Source organism: Bacteroidota bacterium, assembly GCA_025059945.1.
Classification (GTDB): Bacteria; Bacteroidota; Rhodothermia; order JANXDC01; family JANXDC01; genus JANXDC01.
The window spans coordinates 155,075-177,249 of sequence record JANXDC010000012.1; the positions used below are offsets into that span (position 1 = coordinate 155,075).

Here is a 22,175-nt window from a genome sequence, read left to right on the forward strand (position 1 = left end):
GGCCTTAACGCGCAAGATAGGCCGCTTTAGCCCAACAGACCAAGACCGGCTACGCATCACGGCGCCGAAAACGAGATGTATCTCGCCTGGCGCGCGCCGTGTCGGGCTCCAGGCGCGGGGTGGGGGATCGAAGACGACGAGGCGCATCGTCTAAAAGCAGACTATCCGGAACGGTTGGACGGCCGCTAGGAGCCGGCAAGGAGGCTCGATCGGCCGGTTGTGTCCGCATGACCGACCGCGCAGGACGGACTCCGGCCTCAGGGGACGAGGCTTCCACAGCCAGCGCCTCCAGCGCCCTGCGGGCCCGCTCGGCCAGGGGCGCGTTCGGATACCGCTCCAGGATCAGGCCAAGAAGCGCGCTCATGGTGAGCGTATCGGGCCCCTCTGGACGGGCCGAATCGAGCGCCGATTTGCGCAGCAGAGCCTCCAGGCTCGCCGCTTGGCTCTTCATCTGCTCTCGGGCCCGGCGCAGGGAGTCCGTCCACTCCGAGTCCGGGGCAGCCTCCCAGAGGCTCAACATGGCGCGCAGGGAATCGAGCTTCTGCCTCCACAGAAGGGAGTCGGCCTGAAAGGCCCTGCGCACTCGGCGCAGCCGTTCGCGCTCTAGCATGGGATGGCGCATGACGAGCGCAAAGGCCTCTACACGCTTTTCGCCCCTGGCGAGGGCGGAGTCGCGCAGGGCATGGGCGGCGGCCCAAAGCGCGCGCGGCGCGTATTCGGAGTCCGGATACCGATCTACTACTTCCAAAAACGCCTCTATGCTGCGCCCAAACCTGCCTGCGCTCCACAGCGAAAGGGCTTGCTCGTAGAAGGCGCGCGCCCTTTCCGGATCGGGCTCTTGAAGGGGCTCCCGCATGCCCAGCCGCAGCCGGGCTCGCACGGCCAGAGGCCCGCTTCCTGAGGCCAGCTGCGCGTAGTGTGGGCGCGCGCTCAAGCTGTCCCCTCTGGCCAGATGCAGCTCGGCGAGCGCGAAGCGGGCCTGATCTGCCAGCCTCTTTTCGGGGTTCTCCTGTAGAACGCGCTCGTAGTAAAGACGGGCCGAATCCGCAAGCCCGAAGGCGAACCAAAACAGGTTGCCGAGTTCGTAGATGCTCTGCGCGCGACGCAGGCGAAGCCGAGCCCACGAGGCCGAGTCCCGGGGCACCTCTGTGGTGTCGATGCGCACTAGGCTTTCTAGATCATCGTCCTGGAGGCCACGGGAGCCGATCTCGTCGGCTAGATTGGGCGAAGCCGAGGCCAAGAGTACGGCTCGTCTTCGCCAGTTCGGCGCATACGGCCGATCGCCCCAACGCGCCCGAAACGCCTCGCGGCCTGCGCGCACCAGCGCCGGATCTTTGTGAAACAGAAAACCGGCCGCCAGAGCGCTTTCCTGTCCGGCCCCCGTAACCGCCCCTGAGCGCCTCCAAGCCGGGGGATCTGGGCTTGCCATCGAGAAGGCCTCGCGACGCCTTTCGGCCTGCGCGCGAAGGCGCTCCGCTCTGAGATCGGCCAGTTTGCGCGCTCGCAGGACCTCAAGCAGGGAATCGAAGGCCCTGCGAGGCAGGGCCGCCACCTTGAGCAGGCTATCGGAGCGCTCCAGATCCCGGCGCAGCTGCACGTAGGCGGAAAGCCGGGCCTGCTCCCGTTCCAGCCCCACCTGTTCGGCCCAGCGTGGGTCCGCCCCCAGGCGGGCGCTGTCGGCGTAGGCCTTAGCCAGGGCCCATTGACGGTAAACGTCCCGGTATAAGATCGCGAGCCGCCAGTAGACCTTGGGACGAACCCGCATCCAGCTAGCCTGCCCGCGGCTATAGCGCGCCGCTCCGCGCAGCATATCTCGATAGATACTCAAGGCCTCTTGCGGCCGACCCATCTGTTCCAGGGTGTAGGCGCGCTCGAAGTCGAGCTCAGCCAGGGTTTCTAGGTACTTGGCGTCGGCCCGCATTCGGTCTAACAGCCGAAGCGCCTCGACGGGAGCGCCGGAGCGCCGAAGCGCCTCAACCCGGCCGAGGGCGGCTGTGCGTATCAAGATGAAATCCACTCCGGAACGGACAACCGCCTCAAAAGCCCGATCGGCCTCCCGGTTGCGGCCCAGTCTAAGGCCCACTTGCCCGCATAGCAGCCTAGCACGAGCTCGCTCCCGAGCCGATTTTAGGGCACCTGCGGCTTCCTCGAGGTGCTGGAAGGCTTCCTCAAGACGATCTTCTCGCAAGTAGATCTCGCCCAGCAACACCCGAAGCCGGGGCTGCGCTGAGGAGGCGCGGCTGTCCAGGCGCCTAAGCTCTTCCTCCAAGGAGACGCGCGCCTCCTGTAAGCGTCCCATGGCCACCAGAGTCCGGGCCCGCCAGAAGAACGCCTCCTGGCGGAAGGGGCTTTCAGGGAAGTGCTCCAGAAGCTCGCGAAATCTCTGCTCGGCCAGCCCATATTGGGCTTGGTAAAAGTGGGCCCGTCCGATTAAGAGCAGGGCGTCGTCAACGAACCGGCTCCGGGGCCGATCCCGAATCACGGCGGCGGCCTTTTCGATGGCCGTGCTCCATGGGTCGGAGGGGCTGGCCCCTCTCGAAGGTCCTGCTGCGGGAACCTCAGGCGCCTCCGGTGTGAGGGTATAGACCCACAGCCATTCATGCAGAGTCGGCTGCCCGTGTTCCGTCCTCTGCTGCCTTTCGGCTTTCGAGAAAGCCGCCCGAGCGTTGTAGAAGGTGTTGAAGTAGGCCGTGAAGTCCACCCACGTCTGCGCGGCCCGAGGTCGGAGCGCGCTGCAACCGGCAAGCAAGACGGCGCCCAGCGCTATGGTGGCGATGGTTCTCACAGCGTGGCCACCTGCACCATATTGGTTCGGCCTTTGGCCGGAAGCGGCATGCCGGCCGTGATCACCACGCGATCACCGGGCTTGGCCCAGCCGCGGCGCAGCAATTCCTCTCGGACCCGGTCGATGACGGCATCCGTGTGCGCCTGAAAAGGGATGGGCACGCCGATTGTGCCCCGAACCAGATGCAGCAGGGCCGCTACATGGGGATCGTCCGTAAAGGCCACGATCGGCACCCAGGGGCGGTACTTGGCGATCACGCGGGCCGTCTGCCCCGAAAATGTCAAGCAGGCAATCGCACGCGCCCCAACTTGTCGAGCCAGCTCGCAGGCCGTGTAGCTGATGGCCTCTGTTACAGCCTCCTCCGCAGTGCGGGCTGGGGTAAATGGGTGCGGTGGGAAGAGATCCGGTCGCGCCTCTGTGGCCTCAATAATGCGCGCCATCACGCGCACCGCCTCTACGGGATGACGCCCCATCGCCGTTTCGGCCGAGAGCATCACAGCGTCTGTACCGTCCAGCACAGCGTTGGCTACATCGGTGGCCTCAGCCCGCGTGGGTCGAGGGTTTTCGACCATGGATTCCAACATCTGCGTGGCCGTGATGATGGGCCGAGCCCGTTGCAGGCTTTTGCGGATAATATCCTTCTGCAACAGCGGAATCTGATCGGGTGACGCCTCAATCCCCAAATCCCCCCGCGCCACCATCACGGCATCGGCCACCTCCAGGATTTCCTCCAGGGCCTCCACCGCTTCAGGCTTCTCGATCTTCGCCACCACGCCCGCCCGACCCCCCAGGGCCGCGATCTCGCGCCGCAGCGTGCGCACATCCTCCGCAGTCCGCACAAAGGAAAGGGCTATCCACTCCACCCCCTGCGCCAACGCAAAACGCAGATCCTCTCGGTCCTTGCTCGTGAGCGCCGGCAGCCGCACCGGCACGCGAGGCAGGTTCATCCCCTTTCGGGAACGCAGCAGCCCCCCAACCTCCACAACCGCTAAAACCTCCCGCGGACGCGTCTCCAGCACCCGCAGCTCCATCAGGCCATCATCTAACAGAATCCGGTCCCCGGGCCGCACGTCCTCCGGCAAGTGCGCGTAGTTCGTGCTCAGCCGCCAGCTGGTGCTCGGCAGAGGTTCGGTGCTGATCAGCACCTGCTGACCGGCGCGTAGTTCTACGGCATCACCCTCTACGGGGCCGATGCGGATCTTCGGACCCTGTAGATCGTACAGAATCGGCACCGTACGAGAGAGCTCGCGCCCAGCCTGACGCACATAGGCGATCAGCCGGGCTTGATCCTCGTGCGTGCCGTGCGCGGCGTTGAGCCGGGCCACGTCCATACCGGCCTCTAGTAGGGCCCGAATCCGCTCCGGGCTCTGTGTAGCCGGCCCCAGGGTGCAGATGATCTTCGTATGCCGCATCATCCCAGTAACTCCAGCAGGCGCACGAGAGCCGCAGTGGCGCGCTCCCGGACGGAATCGTGAACCCGATCGGAAAGAGCGGTGGGCTCGAGGTTGATCTCGACCGTATAGGCGCCCGATTCCCAGGCGATCTCCGGAAGCCAGGCCGCCGGATAAACAACGGCGGAGGTGCCGATCACCAAAAAGACCTCAGCGCGTCGGGCGGCGGCCTCGGCCCGCATCCAGGCCTCTTCCGGCAGAGGTTCGCCAAACCAGACCACATCGGGCCGAACAAGCTCCCCGCAGTGCGCGCAACGGGGCGGCTCTTTGAGCTCTGTATCGGGTTCGACCCAGGGCCGCTGGCAGGCGACGCAACGGTTGCGTTCTATGTTGCCGTGCAGCTCCACCACGTTGCGGCTGCCGGCGCGCCGGTGCAGGTTGTCGACGTTCTGCGTGATGAGCGTAAAATCCGGATAGCGCTCCTCCAGCGCAACAAGGGCCAGATGGGCGGCGTTCGGCTGGGCCTCCCGCGCCACCCGACGCCGGTGTTCGTACCAAGACCAGACAAGCTCGGGGTTGCGCAGGAAGGCCTTTACGTTGGCCAGCTCTTCGGGCTTGAACCGGGCCCAGAGGCCCTCTGGGCTGCGAAAAGTCGGAATTCCGCTCTCCGCGGATATGCCCGCTCCGGTTAGCACGGCCACTGAGCGGGCGCGCCGCAGTCGTTCAATGGTCTTCGGATGGTACATGGCTCATGCGGCGCAGCAGTTCCATCACCTCGGCCATGTCCTCAGGGGGATCGGCCGCAAACTGGAGCCATTGCCCCGTTACGGGGTGCCGAAACCCCAGCGTGCGGGCGTGCAGGGCCTGTCGGGGCAGGCGTTCCAGAAGCGCCTGATACGCAGCTCGCCGGCCGGCGCGCTCAGCCCCGTAGCGCAGGGTCCGCCCCCCGTAGACCGGATCCCCGAAGACGGGATGCCCCAGCCAGGCGCAATGCACCCGTATTTGGTGCGTGCGACCCGTAAGCAGGCGCAGCTCAAGCAGAGAGAGCGCCTCGTAGCGCTCCAAGACCCGGTAGCGCGTCACAGCCGGCTTGCCCGAAGCCAGAACGGCCATGCGCTTGCGGTCGCGCGGATCTCGACCAATGGGGGCCGAGATCTCGCCCTCCGGCTCCGGATGCCCCCAGACCAGCGCCCAATAGCGGCGCTCCAAAGTTCGAAGCTGAAACTGCCGGGCTAGGTTCGCGTGTGTGCCTTCGTCCTTGGCCACCAAGAGCAGTCCGGAGGTGTCCTTGTCAAGTCGGTGCACGATACCGGGCCGGAGCACGGGATCGTTCAGCCCCGAAAGCCGGCCTACGTGGGCAAGCAGCCCGTTTACGAGCGTGCCGCTCCAGTGCCCAAAGGCCGGGTGCACGACCACGCCGGGGGGTTTATTGAGCACCAACAGGTAGGCGTCCTCATAACGGATATCTAGCTCCATGGGCTCAGGCCGCACCTCCGGAGGCGGGGGCTTGGGGATCATGACCTCGATCCGGTCGCCAGCCCGCACGCGATAGCCCGCCCTCGTGGCGAGCTCGCCTGAGACCCGCACCAGGCCCGCCGCTATGGCGGCCTGCACCCGGGAGCGCGTGGCGTGCTCCAGGCGCCGCGCGATGTAGAGATCAAGCCGTTCCCGCTCCCGATAGCCAGCGGGAACCTCGAGGACGACACGACGCACTTCAGCCATCGGAGGCCGCAGCATGGCGAAGGCGCATTCGGGCGCGGATGCGTTCTAGTTCCGGCTTCAGGAGGTCCCAGAGCGAGTCTGGAGCGGCAAGCGTTACGGAGACCACGTGATGGTTTGGCGTAAGCAGGGCCGCCTGCACAGCGTGCAACACCTGCTGCGTGCCCGGCACGAGCACGTGACCCTCGATTTCGTGCGCTTCTAGACCCGCTATCTGGGTGCGGCGCTCTTCGTGCACCTCCGTATTGGGGGCCGTGGCCGTCTGCTTGATCAGGCGCCGGCGCAATAGCTCAAGCGAAAGCGTATCCCGAACCGGATCATAGGGGGCGGCGCGGACGACCACGTTGTTGTAGCTCATCGGCACCCCCGGGGCTCGGGCCCGGAGCTCATACCAGCGCCGCTCCCCGCGCCAACCGGCCGGAAGCCAGACCTCTAAGGCGTCGCGGCCCACAACGAGCACGGAGTCGCGCCGCAGCACAAAGCGCTCCACATCCGAGGCCGGACGATCGCGCTCCAGACGGCCGCAGCCCAGGCTCAGCAGAAGCAAGCTAAGCGCAATCGCGCTCGTAGATCGCATACGCCGCTCGACGAAAGCCGGTCCGTTCGTATACGGCCATGGCCATCCGATTTTCTTGGTGCACGTACAGACGCAAGCCGCAAACGTCACTAGAGGCGCGGGCTGCGGCCTGCACTTCCCGCAAAAGGGCGCGAAAAACCCCACGACCTCGCCATGAGGGCGCAACGTAGACGCTCTGCACCCACCAAAAATATCGGGCCCGCCAATCGCTCCACTCCCTGGTGATAAGCAGCTGCCCTACAGGAGTCGATCCGTTTTTTGCTATCCAATAACGGCCTTTTTGAGAGTCCCGCAGCACAGCCTCCACGCCGGCCCGCACCCGCTCGGGATCCAGGGTCAGGCCCTCAGACTCCCAGGCCAGGGCCAGGTTGAAAGCGACGATCGCCTCCGCGTCCTCCCAAGAGGCCACATGCACCCGAAACGAGCTCATTCCGTCCAACCCTGGTTCTCCAGCCGCTGTTCCTGTGGTACCGGCCCAGCAGGACGCGCCGGAACACCCTTGTAAATGAGACCCGGTTGCGCATGCCGCGTCAGCACAGCACCGGCGCCTACCAGCGCGTCCTCCCCGATTTCTATGCCCGGCAGGATCGTCGCATGCACCCCAATGCGCCCGCCTCGACGCACGGTCACGCCGCGAAAACGCCGAAAGCGCTCCGCCGTGCGGCCCGCAAAGGGATCGTTGCTTGTGGCTACACAGGGGGCGACGAACACAAAATCCTCCAGCCGCGAGTAGGCCGTTATGTAGGCGTTTGTTTCTAGTTTGCAATAACGGCCTATGAGGCAGTCGTTCTCCACCGCCACCCCCCGGCCGATGATCGTGCCCGCGCCCACCTGAACACGCTCCCGCACCGTGGCCAGGTCCGCCACCATGACGCCGGCCTCCAGGCGCGCCCCCGCATATATGATGGCGTGCGCCCCGATCAGGCATCCGTCGCCGATCTCCGCCGGCGGCTGCTCTTCGGCCCGCGTGACGGCGCTGCGCGCGGCCCGCATGGGCTGCTTGCCGATCACGGCGTGCTCGTCTATGCGCACCCCATCCCCGATGCGCACACCGGCGTGCACCACCACATGATGCCCGATTCGGCAGTTGCGCCCGATGCGCACCCCCGCCCCGATCACGACAAAAGCGCCCAGCTCCGTGCCTGGACCGATCTCGGCCGTGGGATCGATCCAGCATGTCGCCCTCATGGATGCAGATGCGGCAGTATCTCGCGTAGCTTCTTCCATGTCTCCTCCAACGCCTCGGAGATAACCTTCACCTCCCCGAGCACGGGCATGAAATTCGTGTCCCCGTGCCAGCGGGGCACCACATGCAGGTGCACGTGATCCTCGATCCCGGCCCCCGCCACGCGGCCCAGGTTCATGCCCACATTATAGCCGTGGGGCTGCATAAGCGCATCGAGGGCCCGGATGGCCAAGCGCGCAGCACACCAGAGCTCCAGCAGTTCGGCCTCCTCAAGCCGCAGCAGCGAGTCCACATGCCGGAAGGGCACGGCCATCAGATGGCCGCTGTTGTACGGGTACAAGTTCAGCACAAGGAAAACGCGTTCGCCCCGCCAGACGATCAAGTTCTCGGGGCTGTCGGGCCTCTGAGGAGCCTCGCAGAAAATGCAATCCCGAGACCCGGATCCCTCCTTGAAAGAGGCGATGTACCGAGAGCGCCAGGGGGAAAAGAGCCGCTCCATAGGGACCAAGGTGTGGTGGGCGTTCAAAGATACGCAACAGGGCCTCAGCGCGGCGGCCGCGCATGAAGAACCTGCATGAGATCGTCTACGGGCAGCGGCCACTTGTGATAACGAAAGCCCTCGGCGTAGGCGGCTCCGATGAGCAGGCCGAAGTGCCGCAGCCGACCGATGAGCCCCTCCCAGAAGCGATCCGTAGAGAGTAACGTCGGCGGGTCGTCCCCGGCGTAATCGGGGCTGAAAAGCTGAGACCGGTAGGCCCGCACGGCCTGTAAGCGTTCCTCGATCACATCCGATATGTCCACTACGAAGTGCGGCCGCAGATCATCGTGCTGTAGGTAATGCAGGATGTGATGAGGCCGCCAGGGCTCCTGCGGGGTGCCATCGGCCTCCAGCGTTTGGATTCGACGCAGGCCGGCGTAAAAGGAGGCCTCCACGACCAGACGGGCGGCATGTTCGTGATCCGGATGCCGATCCGTGGGCGCGTTTACCAGGATCAGATGCGGTCGATAGCGGCGCAGCACCCGGATCACGGCCAACCGCGCCGCTTCGTTTAGGGGGATGTGGCCGTCTGGAAGGCCTAGGTTTTCGCGTATGCTTAAGCCCAGTATGCGCGCGGCCGCCTCGGCTTCCTGGGCGCGTATTTCAGGCGTGCCGCGCGTACCCAGCTCCCCGCGCGTGAGATCTACAATCCCGGTCCGATAACCGGCCCGAGCAAGCTTAAGAAGCGTGCCGCCGCAGGAGAGCTCTGCGTCGTCCGGGTGCGCAGCGAAGGCCAATACATCTAGCTGCATCGGGATCTCCGAAAAACGGGACGAAGTTACGAGCTCGCGCCTTATGGGTCCAGCCGTTAGCGAACTCGGGGAGTCCGGTCTATTTTTGCGATATGCGCAAGCTCTTGCCGCATGAAATCCGGCGCCCCAGCCTAGAGGAGCTCCCTCGGCTTCCCCGGCATCCGATCGTGCTCGTGGCGGAGAACATCCGAAGCCTGCACAACGTGGGCTCTTTTTTCCGCACCGCCGACGGGGCGCGCATCGAGAAAGTTTACCTAACGGGCTTTACGGGCACGCCTGAACGGGCTGAGGTGCGCAAAACCGCCCTAGGAGCCGAGGCCTCTGTGCCGTGGGAGCACGATCCGGACACGCTAGCCGTGCTGGAGCGCCTGCGAGCGGCCGGCTATCGGATCGCAGCCCTGGAGCTAACCGACTGTAGCCGCCCCTACCACGCCGTGCGCCCAGAGGAATTCCCCTTGGCGCTCGTGGTAGGCAACGAGCTTACGGGCGTTTCGGATGCGGCCCTGCAGCGATGCGATTTCGCCCTCGAGATCCCTCAGTACGGGATCAAGCACTCCCTGAACGTCTCTGTTGCCGCCGGGGTGGTCCTTTTCACCCTGGTGCATCTGTACCGAGAGGCCTGCGGCCTACCCAGCGGGTATACGCCCGAGCAGGAACATCTACTGGGGCGCTTCCGCGGCCGTGAGGCGCTCTCGCAGGACCCTTGCGGCCTGCACCATGGCCCATAGATTGCGCTCCACTTCCTGCCAAGTGCGGGTCTTCAGACCGCAGTCAGGGTTGACCCAGAGCCGTTCCGGGGTAATGTACCTTAAATATGCCTCTAGGCGCCTCGTTACCTCTTCTGGGCTCACCTCCTGGGGCGAGTGCACATCGAAGGCTCCGGGACCTACGGAGAGCCCCAGGCCTTTTAGGGCCTCAAGAAAACGCGGCTCCTGGCGAGAGGCCTCGATGCTGACCACATCGGGATCCATGGCCTCAAGAAAGGGCCTCAGCACCGCGTAATCGGAGTAGCAAAGGTGCACGTGCACTTGCACCCGGGGCCCCACAGGAACAGCGCGCCGGAAGGCCTCTCGGACCAGCTCCAGATATGCCGGACGATCCGAGGCCCGAAGGGGAAGCTTCTCGAGCAGGGCCGGTTCGTCGATCTGCAAAAACCGAAAACCCGCCTCCTCTATGGCCCGCACCTCTTCTGAGAGGGCTTCGGCGAGGTTCAGCACGACTTGAGCGAAGCTTGCCCCTTCAGGTAGGTAACTCCAAGCCGCCAACGTAATAGGTCCCGTCAGAATAGCCTTCACGGGCTTGTGGGTGAGGCTTTGGGCGTAGCGCAGTTCCTCCAGGATCAGGGGTCTTGTGCGCCGCGCCGGACCCGACAGGATCGGGGGCCGGTACACGCGGCTTCCGTAGGACAGAACCCAGCCTCCGGGGTTGAGGTGAAAGCCCTCTAGCCGCTCGGCGAAGAACTCCACCATGTCGCTGCGCTCCGGCTCCCCATGCACCAGCACGTCCAGGCCGACTTCCTCTTGAAAGCGGATCACGCGCCAGATGGCCTGCCTTATGGCTTCCCAGTAGGCCGCAGAGGCGAGCTTGCCCTCTCGGAGCCTAGCCCGAAGAGCGCGCAGCTCTTGGGTCTGCGGAAAGCTTCCGATGGTGGTGGTGGGCAAAAGCGGCAGCCCTAGGTCCTGCTGCGCCTGGCGTCGCACTTCAAGAGGGGGCCGGGGCCTAGGCGGGGAGTCCGGATCAGAAAACCGCGTCGGCTCCTGACGGGGTCGCCAGCGCTCAGCCTCCCGCCAGGCCGCCTCTTCTTGACTGAGCATGCGGCTTAGTAGGGCCAGCTCACGCAGCCGCTCCTCGGCGAAGGCCAGTTTCCCCTCCAGGCCCGGAGGCGGGGTCTCAACCCGCCAGGGCAGGTGGTATAACGGGGCGCGTGGGGCTAGCCACAGTTCGCGACCCGTTTCCCCCAGAGCCCCCTGCAAGCGATCGGCTAGCTCCGGCAAGGGGGTGCGCCAGACCTCTTGGCCCTCCACCACGCCCAAGACGAGCACGCCGGGCGCTTGGGAAAGCTCGGCCCAAATCGCCTGTTCCTTGAGGTCTAGGCTTACGCCAGCCCAGGGCAGACCATAGAGCACCCCTCGCACCCGGGGCTCCGGAAACAGGTAGGGGCAAAGGAGCACAAGCGGCAGCGCCGAAAGCATGCGTGCATAAAGCCCCCTTAGCAAGGGCGCATCCTCAGCCGCTTCGTCCAAACCCAAGGCGGGCTCCTCCAAAAGGGCTAAGGGGGCTCCGGCCTGCTTGAGCTCGGCCAAAAAGACGGCGTACACCTCCCCCAGCGCCCCCAGGTGTTCGGCGCGCCTTTGCTCCGGGGGAGGGTTTTGGGCTAAGCGCAGCAGGGTGTAAGGTCCAAGCAGCAGGGGCAGCCCTTCGGGGTGGCTCCGGTAAGCCGCAAGGGGCTTGTTCCAGTGAGGGCGGTAGTCGGGTTTCTCCGGAAGCGCCGGGGCCAAGTAATGGTAGTTCGTCCCAAACCATTTCCTTAGGGGCAGCGCGCCTTTGCCGCGCGCCAGGGCGTAGTAGGCCTCAGGATCTTCGGGGTCTATGGGGTAGATCCCCACCATGATGGCCACATCCAGCAGGGGATCATACAGGCTCATCTCTCCCACCGGATAGCGATCCACGTACCGGCGGTAGGTGGCCAGCCGCAGTTCCTCTAGAGTCTCAAGCCCCCTCCAGAAGTCCGCCTCGGAGATCTTTCCCGCCCAGTAGCCCTCTAAGAGCTCCTTGTACTCCCGGCTTGGGCCCAACCGGGGAAGGCCATAGGCCAGCGTTTTGAACATATCCCCCTCCTTATAAAGGCGAATCGGACGCTATAACCCTCTCGCAGATCAAAATAAAGCTAGCTTAGCTCTCCGATGAAAACCGCAAACGGCTTTAGGACTATTTCGCGGGGGCGCTGGAGGACTTCCTTTTCGCAAAAAAGGCGGCGAACGGATCTACCCCTAGGCAGGGGCGCGCAAACCTCCTCCGAGCTCATGTTGAACGTGATCCAGCAGGTCTGACCGCTCACGGCATCGCGTCGCAGGAAGGTCAAACAAGCCTCCGAATCCCCGAGCGGCTCGTAGTCTCCGCCGTAAAGGGCCGGGGTGCGCTGGCGAAGCCGAATGAGCCTACGGTAATAGTGGAGCATCGAGTTGGGGTCTTGCTCCTGATCGGCCACGTTGATCCCCTGGGCGTAGTTGGGGTTGACGGGAAGCCATGTTTCGACCCCCGGTGGGCTAAAGCCCGCGTTCGGCGCGTTGGCCCATTGCATGGGTGTGCGACAGCGGTCTCGACTTGTGCGTATGGCCAGCGTGCGCGCCCATTCCGGATCGCAGCCGCAGGCCACGGCGGTCCTATACAGCACGATGGCCTGGGTGTCGCGGAGCTGCTCTACGTCCTGCAGCAGCAGATCGGTCATGCCGATCTCCTCCCCGTAATACAGTACGGGCGTGCCCTTGAGGGTGAGCAGCAGCGCGGCGTTAAGACGCGCTATCGCCTCGTCGTGCTCGCCGTCTCCGAAGGCGGAGCGCACGCGGGAGCTGTCGTGGTTGTTGAGCGTATTGCAGGGCCATGCGCCGGGGGGAAGTTGGGCTAGCCGCTCGGCCTGATTGGCACGTACGAAAGCCGGCCGTATGCGGTTCGTGTGCATGAGGGGAAAGTTGAAGACCAGATGCAGCTCATCTTGCCCGTTGCCGTAGTAGGATATGTCGTGATCCTCGCCGATGAGCACGCGATCTCCCGGGTACGTATCCACTAGGGCGCGCAGCGCCTTCATGAGGACGTGCACCTCGGGTTGGGCGTTTTGGTGGCGGAACGTCTGCGCCAGGGCTTGCGCAAGCTCGCGCATCTGCTCCGGCGGCAGGTTCTCCCGCCAAGCGCGCAGGATCTCCAGATCCGAGAGCCGGATCTCGGCCGGAGGCATGTCGGGATGCTCGTAGATCGTGCTGATGGCGTCCAGGCGAAATCCATCCACTCCGAGCGAAAGCCAAAAGCGCACGACCTCCCACATCGCCTCCTGCACTTCGGGGTTGCGCCAGTTCAGGTCTGGTTGCTCCTTGAAAAAGTAGTGATAGTAATACTGGCCCGTTGCGGGGTCGAACTCCCAGGCGGAGCCTCCGAAGACAGAGCGCCAGTTGTTCGGCGGCCCTCCGTCGGGACCCGGATCGCGCCACACGTACCAGTTTCGTTTGGGGTTGCTGCGATCTGAGCGCGACTCCAAAAACCACGGATGGCGATCGGAGGTATGATTGAGCACGAGATCAACCAAGACGCGTATACCCCGAGCGTGCGCCTGGCGCACCAGCAGCCGAAAGTCCTCAAGCGTGCCGTATTCCGGGGCTACAGCCATGTAGTCGGCCACGTCATAGCCCCAATCCACGTTGGGGGACGGATAGTGGGGGCAAAGCCAGATAGCGCCGATTCCGAGCCGTCGCAGGTAATCGAGCTTGCCCAGGATGCCGTTTAAGTCTCCGATGCCATCTCCGTTGGCGTCGGCGAAGCTGCGCGGATAGATCTGGTAGAAAACCTCTCGCTGCCACCATTTCAGAGGTGTGCGCATCCGAAAGTTCCCCCCCTGAAGATCTGATGCTGTCCGATCGCGAGCATATCCCGCAGGATGCGGTTGAGGCGCGACGTCTCCTGCACGGCCAACATGCCGCAGCAGGGCAGGGCGGCCAGAGTAAGCCTGCGCATGCTTTCCAGATGAACCCCGATTCGCTCAGCCCATTGGCGTTGCTCTTGAGCCGTCATGCCGTTTCCGGCTGCCCGTTCAAGCCCGCTAATAAGTCCGAATAAGATCCTGCCGTGCCAGCGTGCCTTCCTCCTATAGGCCGCCACGCGCTGGCGACGCTCCAGGGCATGAGCCAACGACGCGACAGCTTCGTCCAAGAAGGCCATCACCAAGCCGTAGGCTACGGCACCTATGGAGACGAGCGCGAAAAGCTCGAACGGAATCCGATATACGGGGAGGCCGGGGTCCCAGAGCTGTTCGCCCACGACGAAGCTATGGGCCTCGGGCACGAAGACCTCGGTGACGCGAAACGACCAGCTGGAGGTGGCCCGCATGCCCATGGCATGCCAATCGGGTATGAGTTCGACCGCCTCGCGAGGGAAGGCGAAAGCCCTGATGGCGTTGCCCTCCTCCGGAAGCACCGCGTTTGCGGTAAACAAGCTTGCGTACTGCGCGCCGCTGGCGTAGCGCCAGGTACCGCTTACGCGGTAACCGCCGGTGACGCGATACGCCCTTCCGCTGGGGTATCCAGAACCCGCGATCACGGCTTGCTGGGGAGAGAAGAAGGCCTTTGCCACCTCAGGCGGAAAGGAAGGCACGAAAAACCCTCCCCCTGCGCCGATCTGCACCAACCACGCCACGCTTCCGTCGGCCCTAGCGAGCGCCGCGTAGAGCGCGGCGGCCTCCCGAAGGGACAGGGCGAGCCCGCCGAATGACTTGGGCACAAACAGCTTAAAAAGCCCTCGCTCAACAAGCTGTGCCAGGACGTCCTCAGGCAGCGTCGGGTGAGCCTGCCAGCGTGGAGCGTTTTCGGCGATGAACGCGATAAAGTCCTTTTGTGCCCTCAAGTAGAAGCCATCTCCTAGCGACATGCAGCAACACCCCCTTCAAGGGGGCGAAGATCCCGATCAGGGGTCGATATTTGCTCATTGCGAACAGCTTAAAGCTCATGCAGGGCCGGGCTTATCGGGGTCGTCTTCCTCCCCCAGGGCTCCCCAATCGAGCTCAGAGGGCTTTTCCTCCCGATACTCTGGAGGCCATTCTGAGGGCGAGGTCTCCTCTCGGAGCGGCACAAAGGGATCCGGGATCTCAGGCAGGTGCGTGAACCAGTCCACTGCGTAGACCAACTCCGACGGGGTCGTTTCCTTGAAGGCGATCACCTCCACACGTCGGCCCGAATCGGCCACAGCCTCGATAAGCTCCAGAAAATGCCCATTGCCTGAGCCCAGCACGACCACATCCAGATGGGGCAACAGGCGCAGCACATCCGCTGCGATGCCCATGTCCCAGAGCCCGTGGTATGTCGTACGGTCCAATTCGGTATACCGGTCATGAGGTCGCACCCGGCGGCGCACGCGGTAGCCCAGCGCGGAAAGCTTGTACACAAACGGCCGGATCGAGCTCCCCCCCTCTTGTTCAACCACGTATGCTGTGGCTCGCACCAGGCGACGGTATCCCACAGCAAACCGAAGCAAACTCTCGAAGTTTACATACCGCCCGTAGAATTCACGGCTGGCGTAGTAGAGATTCTCCGTGTCCACAAAGATCCCCACGCGCTGATCCCGCACGTTCCCCCATTTGATGGCGCCCATACGAACCTCTTCCTTTTGGGGAAGTCCAGCCAAGCTAACCAAAGCTAACACGCGACTTGAGCTTTTTCCAGGCTCACGCTCCGAATGAAGAGGGGCAAATGGGCTCCGCCGGCGCCCGAGAATCCGCCTGCTCAGAACCGCTTCTCGACGAGGCTTTGGTTCTACGCGTGAGCTGTGTATCGGTCGAACTAGAGCCTTAATTTGGTCTGTGTGCAAAACCAACGGAGGGGTGCGATCATGGATATCGCGTGGCGCTTGCTGGGCGCAGTCCTGCTAGCGGGAGCCCCGCTCCTAGCCGGAGCCCAGGGCCCCGCCCGTCGGGCACTGGAGGCCGCATCCCAGAGGGTGCGGGCCTGGTGGCCCGCGCAGGCTGATTCCGCGCTCGCGCTGTATCGCGAGCTGCACCAAAACCCGGAGCTGGCCTTTCAGGAGCGGCGCACCGCCGCGCGTCTGTCCGCCGTGCTGCGCAGGGCGGGTCTGGAGGTGCACGAGGGCATCGGTCAGACCGGCATAGTGGGCGTGCTGCGCAACGGACAGGGGCCTGTGATCCTGGTGCGCACCGACCTTGACGGCCTGCCCGTAGAGGAGCAAACCGGCCTTCCCTATGCCAGCCGCGCCCGGGCGGAGCGATCGGACGGCTCCGTGGTGCCCACGATGCACGCCTGCGGTCATGATGTGCACATGGCCACCTGGGTCGCCACGGCGCGCTTTTTGGCCGCACATCGCGACCTGTGGCGGGGCACGATCCTCTTTGTCGGGCAGCCCGCAGAGGAGATCGGAGCCGGAGCAGCCGCCATGCTGGCCGACGGGTTCTATGAACGCTTTCCCCGACCAGAGGCGGCCCTGGCGCTACATGTAGATCCGAACCTGCCGGTGGGGACCGTTGGATACGTGCTTGGGCCGGCCTTTGCGCACGTCAACTCCGTCGACGTGACGATCTACGGGCTGGGCGGGCATGGGGCGGCGCCACACAAGGCGGTCGACCCCATAGTGCTTGCGGCCGAGTACGTGCTGCTACTACAGACCATCCGCAGCCGGATGCTCGATCCCATGGAGCCGGCCGTGGTCACGGTCGGCTTCATCCGGGGAGGGACGCAGCACAACATCATCCCCGATCGCGTGGAGCTGGGGCTTACGATCCGCACCTATAGCGCCTCGGCCCGGGAGCAGATCTTCGAGGCCCTTCGGCGCCTGGGCCGCGGGCTGGCCGAGGCCTATGGACTACCCCCGGAACGATATCCGAAGGTGACGATCAGCCCCACGGAGACGCCCTCTACCGTTAACACCCCGGAGCTAACCCGCCGCATTGTGGAGGCTTGGCGGCAGGTATGGCCTTCGGATCGGATTCAGGAGCGCCGACCGGAGACGGTCGGCGAGGATTTCGGTCGCTTCGGGATGGTCTCCCCGCCGATTCCCACGTTCATGTTTCGGCTCGGCACCACCCCGCAGGAGGCCTTCGCGCGGGGCGACCTTCCGAGCCTGCACAGCCCCTTTTACGCCCCCGACGCGCAGGGGGCGATCCCCGTTGGACTAGAGGCCATGGTGTTGGCCATCGTCAGCCTGGCCGGGCGATGACACCGGGGCCGGGGTCAGGCCGAGCGCCCGGAGGGCCTCGCCCACGGCGCGTCGGGTCTCGGCTGAGGCGGGCACAAGGGGCAGGCGCACCTCCTCTGTTCCGATCCCGAGCAGAGACAGAGCGTATTTGACGGGGATCGGATTGGCCTCCATGAACAGGGCCCTGGCCAACGGCAGAAGGCGCGCCTGCAGGGTTTGGGCCTGGCGCAGCTGGCCCTCTTGAACGAGCCGGAAGAGCGTCTGGGCCTGCTCAGGTGCGACGTTGGCCAAAACCGAGATAAGCCCGTCGGCTCCGGCCAGGTACGCGTAGAAGGCTAGATCGTCGTCGCCGGAGTAGATGCGAAACTCCGGCCGCGCCGGCCGCAAGAGCGCAAGCAGCCGTTCCATTTGGGCCAGGGACCCGGCGGACTCCTTGATGCCCACCACTTGAGGGGCTTCCTCGGCGATCCGCAGCACGGTCTCCGGCTGCAGGTTCACCCCCGTGCGGCCCGGCACGTTGTATAGGATCACGGGTAGCCCCACCTCGGCCACGGCCAGAAAATGCCGGCGCAACCCCTCTTGAGGGGGCTTGTTGTAGTAGGGCGTGACCACAAGCGCTGCATCGGCCCCCATGAGGGCGGCCTCCTCAGTTAGGGCGCGCGCCTGCCGGGTGTCGTAGGAGCCGGTCCCCACCACCACGGGCAGCCGGCCCTTAAGATGGGCCACGGCCGATTCGACAAGCGCCCGTCGTTCGGCCTTGTCCACGGTCGGCGCCTCGCCCGTGGTGCCTAGCACCACGACGGCGGACACGCCGCCGGAGCGTTGATGCTCGAGTAGCCGCTCCCAGGCCACCCAGTCCACCGAGCCATCGCGAAACGGCGTCGCAAGCGCCGTGGCAACCCCTGTAAACATAAGCTAGCACCCCCCAAATTCGATCATGGGCAGGTCCAGGCCCGCCCTCTGGGCCGTTGAGAGGGCTTCCGGATAGCCCGCATCGGCGTGGCGGGCTACGCCGATGCCCGGATCGTTCGTGAGCACCCGCTGCAGCTTCTGTTCGGCCAACTCCGTTCCGTCGGCCACCACGACCATGCCGGCATGCAGGGAATAGCCGATCCCCACCCCGCCGCCGTGGTGAAAGCTCACCCAAGAGGCCCCGCTGGCCGTGTTGAGCAGCGCATTCAGGATGGGCCAGTCCGCGATGGCGTCTGAACCATCGCGCATGCCCTCGGTCTCCCGGTACGGGGAGGCGACCGAACCCGTGTCCAGATGATCGCGTCCGATCACGATCGGGGCGCTCACGCGGCCGGTGCGCACGAGCCAATTGAAGCGCTGCCCCATCTCGGCCCGCTGCCCCAGCCCCAACCAACAGATGCGAGCCGGCAACCCCTGAAAGCGCACGCGCTGCCGGGCCAAGCGGATCCAGCGCACCAAGTGCTCAAGCTCGGGAAAGGCCTCCAGGACGGCCTCGTCGGTCTTGTACAGGTCCTCCGGATCCCCCGAAAGCGCCACCCAGCGAAACGGCCCGTACCCCTGGCAGAAAAGCGGGCGAATGTATTCGGAGACAAAGCCCGGAATCCGATACGCCTCTTGCACCCCGCGCCGGTAGGCCATGGTGCGGATGTTGTTGCCGTAATCGAAGGCGACCGCGCCGCGCGCTTGTAGCTCCAACATCGCCTGCACGTGCTGGGCGATTGAGTCCAAGGCCCGCTCCAGGTATGCCTCCGGATCGCGCCGGCGAAGCGCCTCGGCCTGCTCCACCGATAGCCCGACAGGTATGTAGCCGTTTAACGGATCATGGGCTGAGGTCTGATCTGTGAGCACATCCGGAACTAGACCCCGCCGAAGGATCTCCGGCAGCACCTCGGCGGCGTTGCCCAGTAACCCTACCGAGAGCGGCGTTCCGGTCTCGCGGGCCTGTAGTACCCACCGCAGGGCTTCATCCAGGCTCTTGCTCATGCGATCCAAGTATCCGGTCTGCAGGCGCCGCTCGATGCGCCGGGGATCGACTTCGACTACGAGGATGGCGGCTTCGTTCATGGTGGCGGCTAGAGGCTGAGCGCCCCCCATGCCGCCCAAGCCGGCCGTGAGCACCCACCGGCCCTTCAGTGAACCCCCGAAGTGCTTGCGCGCGCAGGCGGCGAAGGTCTCGTAGGTGCCCTGTAAGATCCCCTGCGTGCCGATGTAGATCCACGATCCGGCCGTCATCTGGCCGTACATGGTCAGGCCCAGGGCTTCCAGGCGGTTGAACTCCTCCCAGGTGGCCCAGGCGGGAACCAGGTTGGCGTTGGCGATCAGCACGCGGGGAGCCCACTCGTGGGTGCGAAAAACGCCGACAGGCTTTCCGCTTTGCACCAGGAGCGTTTCGTCGTGTTCGAGCCGCTCCAAGGTGCGCACGATCGCTTCAAAGCAGGCCCAGTTTCGGGCGGCTTTGCCCCGGCCGCCGTAGACGATGAGCTCTTCGGGTTTTTCGGCGACCTCCGGGTCCAGGTTGTTCATCAGCATCCGCAGGGCGGCTTCCTGCGCCCAGCCCTTGCAACGCAGCTGCGCTCCCCGAGGGGCGCGAATGGAGACGTCAAAAGACGCCGACATCTAGCAGATCTCCTGATTACGTAGCCTGAGCAAAATAGCCACCGCCATGAGGGCGCGCAACCGTGGCTTGACCCGTTCCGTCGAGCCGTCCTACTTTTGGCAAGGCGGGTTGCTGGGGAAAGGAGGGTGTGTATAAAGCGCTCAAAAGCAGGAGGTACCTTTCCATGCGCCGTTGGACTTCGCTTCTTCTTCTGGTGGTGGCCCTCATCGCGAGCGGGCTTTCCTGCAAGAAAGAGGAAAAGACCCCCGGTCTTTCCGGTCGCTGGGTGGGGATCGTGCAGGGCGTGACGTTGGATGTGACGCTTGTTGAGAGCAAGGGTACCATCACGGGATCCGGCTCTGTACAAGCCCCCGGGGTTTCGATCTCGGTCAGCGTAACGGGGACCTATTCCTTCCCCAATGTGTCCATGACCTTCCGGAGCACGGGGTACGAGGACTTCACCTTCTCCGGAACGCTTTCGGCGGATGGCAATACGCTTGCCGGGGCGCTCAACGGCTCCGGCTTCAACAACGTAGCCATCACGCTGCGGCGCAGCTAGTCAGACCCGCTGATCACGATACGGCTTTTCTTTACCCCAGATAGGCGCGCAGCGCGCGGCTTCGGCTGGCGTGCCGAAGTCGCCGGATGGCTTTCTCTTTGATTTGGCGCACGCGCTCCCGCGTGAGGTTGAAGCGCTCCCCGATCTCTTCTAGGGTAAGGGAGTGCTCGCGTCCGATGCCGAAGTAAAGCCGGATGACCTCGGCTTCCCGCTCAGAGAGCGTACTAAGGGCGCGCTCGATCTCGATTTTGAGGGATTCTTCCATCAAGTGGTGATCGGGCGGAGGCGTCTGTGCGTCCGGCAGCACGTCTAGAAGCTTATTATCCTCCCCTTGGGCGAAGGGCGCATCCATGGAAACGTGCCTGCCGGATATCTTGAGCGTATCGGCGACCTCAGCCACCGATATGTCCAGGTGCTCAGCGAGCTCGGCCGCCGTGGGCTCGCGCTCGAATTCCTGCTCCAGCTCTGAAAAGACCTTGCCGATTTTGTTCAGCGCCCCCACGCGATTTAGCGGCAGGCGCACGATGCGGCTTTGCTCGGCCAGGGCTTGCAGAATAGACTGCCGGATCCACCAGACGGCGTAGGAGATGAACTTAAAGCCGCGTGTCTCATCAAAACGCTTAGCGGCCTTGATGAGGCCTAGGTTCCCCTCGTTGATCAGGTCTCCCAGGGAGAGGCCTTGGTTCTGGTACTGCTTGGCCACGCTTACCACGAAGCGGAGATTGGCCTTGATGAGTTTTTCCAGGGCCTCCTGATCGCCCTGTTTTACGCGTTTGGCCAGCTCCACCTCCTCTTCAGGGGTAAGAAGCGGCACTTTGCCGATCTCGGCTAGGTACCGATCTAGCGACTGGCTCTCCCGATTTGTGATGCTTTTGGTGATTTTCAGTTGTCGCATAGGCACGCGCACACCTCTCCTGCTCTTTGGCCTGGCGTTACACGTCCTAAAAGCGCAACCTGTTCCACGGGCTTAGACCGGAAAGCGGCGGTTATGAGGTCATGAGCGCATGTTCCAGCACCGTAGCAAAGCTCTGGCCTGGTCCATCGTAGGGCACGGCGAAAAAGTCGGCGACCGTGGCGGCCAGATCCGAAAACGTTTGACGCAGACCCAAGTCGCGTCCGATCCCTCGAGCACCGGCCTGGTAGACCAGCAACGGTACCAGCTCTCGGGAGTGATCCGTGCTCGGAGTTGTAGGGTCGTTTCCGTGATCGGCCGTGATGACCAGCACATCGCCGGGGCGCATGGCATTCAGCAGCTCGGGCAACGCCCGATCGAAGGCCTCAAGCGCCTCCCGAAAGCCTCGTGTGTCGTTGCGATGGCCGTAGAGCTGATCGAAATCGACGAGGTTGGTCATGATGAAAGCCGGGCCAAGTTCGGCACGCAAGGCTTGCCGGGTCTGCGCAAGGCCCTCGGCGTTGGAGGCGGTCTTCTGCAGCCGATCGAATCCCACTTCAGCGTATAAGTCCCCGATTTTGCCGATCCCGATGGTTCGGATGCCGGCTTGCTGCAGGCGCTCCATGACAGTCGGCTTGGGAGGGCGGAGGGCGAAGTCTTTTCGGTAGGCGCTCAGCCGCGTATACGCCCCCGAAGAGCCCGCAAAGGGGCGCACGATTACGCGTCCAACGGCGTCTTCACCCACGCAGACCTCCTCGCGGGCGATCTGCCCGTAGCGATACTGCACCTCAAGCGGGATCACGTCCACGTGAGCGGCGATCTGAAAGACGCTATCAGCCGACGTGTATACGATGGGCCAGCCCGTGCGCAGGTGCGCATCGCCGAGTTCTTGGAGGATCGCCGTTCCGGAGGCGACCTTGTTGCCGAGCACCCCTTCGCACCCCGTGCGGGCTCGAAAGCGGACGAGCAGCTCTTCGGGAAATCCGCGCGGATATGTCGGAAAGGGGCGCTCCAACCATACTCCAGCCAGCTCCCAATGGCCTGTGGTGGAATCTTTCCCGGCTGAGACCTCCCGCATGCGGCCATAATGGGCCCGGGGCGCTCCGGCAGGTGGTATACCCTCTAGCGGGGTGATGTTGCCCAACCCCAGACGGGTCAGGTTGGGCAGCGAGAGCCGCTCAACGCGGGCCAGATTGCCAAGGGTATGGCTTCCCTCATCGCCATAGGCAGCCGCATCGGGAGCCTGTCCGATGCCCACGCCGTCTAAAACGAGCACCACAAAGCGATGGGTGCGTGTCACGA

19 protein-coding genes and 1 pseudogene are annotated in these 22,175 nt (G+C 64.4%); 3 read left to right on the forward strand and 17 right to left on the reverse strand.

Annotation, left to right across the window (positions count from 1 at the left end; all coding sequences use genetic code 11):
• Positions 1–49: 49 nt before the first annotated feature.
• Genes NZ993_07680 through bshB1 form a run of 9 tightly spaced genes read right to left on the reverse strand, consistent with a single transcriptional unit; the run spans position 50 to position 8,948 of the window.
• Positions 50–2,785: a tetratricopeptide repeat protein gene (locus NZ993_07680; protein MCS7155670.1), complete on the reverse strand. Its 2,736-nt coding sequence runs from the start codon at positions 2,783–2,785 to the stop codon at positions 50–52.
• Positions 2,782–4,200: a pyruvate kinase gene (gene pyk / locus NZ993_07685; protein MCS7155671.1), complete on the reverse strand. Its 1,419-nt coding sequence runs from the start codon at positions 4,198–4,200 to the stop codon at positions 2,782–2,784. Before pyk ends, NZ993_07680 begins: the two co-directional genes overlap by 4 nt.
• Positions 4,197–4,922: an NAD-dependent deacylase gene (locus NZ993_07690; protein ID MCS7155672.1), complete on the reverse strand. Its 726-nt coding sequence runs from the start codon at positions 4,920–4,922 to the stop codon at positions 4,197–4,199. The genes pyk and NZ993_07690 overlap by 4 nt, the downstream gene beginning before the upstream one ends.
• Positions 4,900–5,913 (reverse strand): RluA family pseudouridine synthase, encoded by a 1,014-nt coding sequence (locus NZ993_07695; protein ID MCS7155673.1) that lies wholly within the window; start codon positions 5,911–5,913, stop codon positions 4,900–4,902. The genes NZ993_07690 and NZ993_07695 overlap by 23 nt, the downstream gene beginning before the upstream one ends.
• Entirely contained in the window at positions 5,891–6,472 is a 582-nt protein-coding gene (locus NZ993_07700; GenBank protein ID MCS7155674.1) for a hypothetical protein, read from the reverse strand. The genes NZ993_07695 and NZ993_07700 overlap by 23 nt, the downstream gene beginning before the upstream one ends.
• Complete coding sequence (locus tag NZ993_07705; GenBank protein MCS7155675.1) at positions 6,444–6,902, reverse strand: GNAT family N-acetyltransferase; 459 nt, start codon at positions 6,900–6,902, stop codon at positions 6,444–6,446. Before NZ993_07705 ends, NZ993_07700 begins: the two co-directional genes overlap by 29 nt.
• Positions 6,899–7,660: an N-acetyltransferase gene (locus tag NZ993_07710; GenBank protein MCS7155676.1), complete on the reverse strand. Its 762-nt coding sequence runs from the start codon at positions 7,658–7,660 to the stop codon at positions 6,899–6,901. Before NZ993_07710 ends, NZ993_07705 begins: the two co-directional genes overlap by 4 nt.
• Complete coding sequence (locus NZ993_07715; GenBank protein ID MCS7155677.1) at positions 7,657–8,157, reverse strand: HIT domain-containing protein; 501 nt, start codon at positions 8,155–8,157, stop codon at positions 7,657–7,659. Before NZ993_07715 ends, NZ993_07710 begins: the two co-directional genes overlap by 4 nt.
• A 44-nt stretch (positions 8,158–8,201) precedes the next feature.
• Positions 8,202–8,948, reverse strand: coding sequence for a bacillithiol biosynthesis deacetylase BshB1 (bshB1, locus tag NZ993_07720; protein MCS7155678.1), 747 nt, complete (start codon positions 8,946–8,948; stop codon positions 8,202–8,204).
• A gap of 92 nt (positions 8,949–9,040) precedes the next feature.
• Between bshB1 and NZ993_07725 the strand changes: the two genes are divergently transcribed.
• Positions 9,041–9,676, forward strand: coding sequence for an RNA methyltransferase (locus NZ993_07725; protein ID MCS7155679.1), 636 nt, complete (start codon positions 9,041–9,043; stop codon positions 9,674–9,676).
• Here NZ993_07725 and metE read toward each other — a convergent pair.
• The 4 genes and pseudogenes from metE to NZ993_07745 form a co-directional block, all read right to left on the reverse strand.
• Positions 9,608–11,776: a 5-methyltetrahydropteroyltriglutamate--homocysteine S-methyltransferase gene (gene metE / locus NZ993_07730; protein MCS7155680.1), complete on the reverse strand. Its 2,169-nt coding sequence runs from the start codon at positions 11,774–11,776 to the stop codon at positions 9,608–9,610. The two genes, NZ993_07725 and metE, sit on opposite strands and share 69 nt — an antisense overlap.
• Before the next feature lie 59 nt (positions 11,777–11,835).
• Positions 11,836–13,536: an alpha-glucosidase gene (locus tag NZ993_07735; GenBank protein MCS7155681.1), complete on the reverse strand. Its 1,701-nt coding sequence runs from the start codon at positions 13,534–13,536 to the stop codon at positions 11,836–11,838.
• Positions 13,521–14,579 carry an acyl-CoA dehydrogenase family protein gene (locus tag NZ993_07740; GenBank protein MCS7155682.1) on the reverse strand — a complete coding sequence of 353 codons (1,059 nt, stop codon included), beginning with the start codon at positions 14,577–14,579 and terminating at the stop codon, positions 13,521–13,523. The genes NZ993_07735 and NZ993_07740 overlap by 16 nt, the downstream gene beginning before the upstream one ends.
• Before the next feature lie 198 nt (positions 14,580–14,777).
• Positions 14,778–15,299, reverse strand: a pseudogene (locus NZ993_07745) (NYN domain-containing protein).
• Between the two features lie 237 nt (positions 15,300–15,536).
• Between NZ993_07745 and NZ993_07750 the strand changes: the two are divergent.
• On the forward strand, positions 15,537–16,874 hold the full coding sequence (locus NZ993_07750; GenBank protein MCS7155683.1) for an amidohydrolase: 1,338 nt from the start codon (positions 15,537–15,539) through the stop codon (positions 16,872–16,874).
• On the opposite strand, the gene dapA is transcribed toward NZ993_07750, so the two are convergent.
• Positions 16,830–17,765 (reverse strand): 4-hydroxy-tetrahydrodipicolinate synthase, encoded by a 936-nt coding sequence (gene dapA, locus NZ993_07755; protein MCS7155684.1) that lies wholly within the window; start codon positions 17,763–17,765, stop codon positions 16,830–16,832. The two genes, NZ993_07750 and dapA, sit on opposite strands and share 45 nt — an antisense overlap.
• A gap of 3 nt (positions 17,766–17,768) precedes the next feature.
• The gene (gene hutU, locus NZ993_07760; GenBank protein ID MCS7155685.1) at positions 17,769–19,442 is read right to left on the reverse strand and encodes a urocanate hydratase; all 1,674 of its coding nucleotides are present in this window, start codon (positions 19,440–19,442) and stop codon (positions 17,769–17,771) included.
• A gap of 164 nt (positions 19,443–19,606) precedes the next feature.
• On the opposite strand from hutU, the gene NZ993_07765 reads away from it, so the two are divergent.
• A complete protein-coding gene (locus tag NZ993_07765) occupies positions 19,607–19,981 on the forward strand; it encodes a hypothetical protein (GenBank protein ID MCS7155686.1) in 375 nt (124 codons plus the stop codon).
• 31 nt (positions 19,982–20,012) lie between these two features.
• Here the strand turns inward: NZ993_07765 and NZ993_07770 are convergent, their stop codons facing one another.
• Both NZ993_07770 and NZ993_07775 read right to left on the reverse strand, forming a co-directional pair.
• Positions 20,013–20,876: an RNA polymerase sigma factor RpoD/SigA gene (locus NZ993_07770; GenBank protein ID MCS7155687.1), complete on the reverse strand. Its 864-nt coding sequence runs from the start codon at positions 20,874–20,876 to the stop codon at positions 20,013–20,015.
• Between the two features lie 91 nt (positions 20,877–20,967).
• A complete protein-coding gene (locus NZ993_07775) occupies positions 20,968–22,173 on the reverse strand; it encodes a phosphopentomutase (protein MCS7155688.1) in 1,206 nt (401 codons plus the stop codon).
• Between the last annotated feature and the right edge of the window lie 2 nt (positions 22,174–22,175).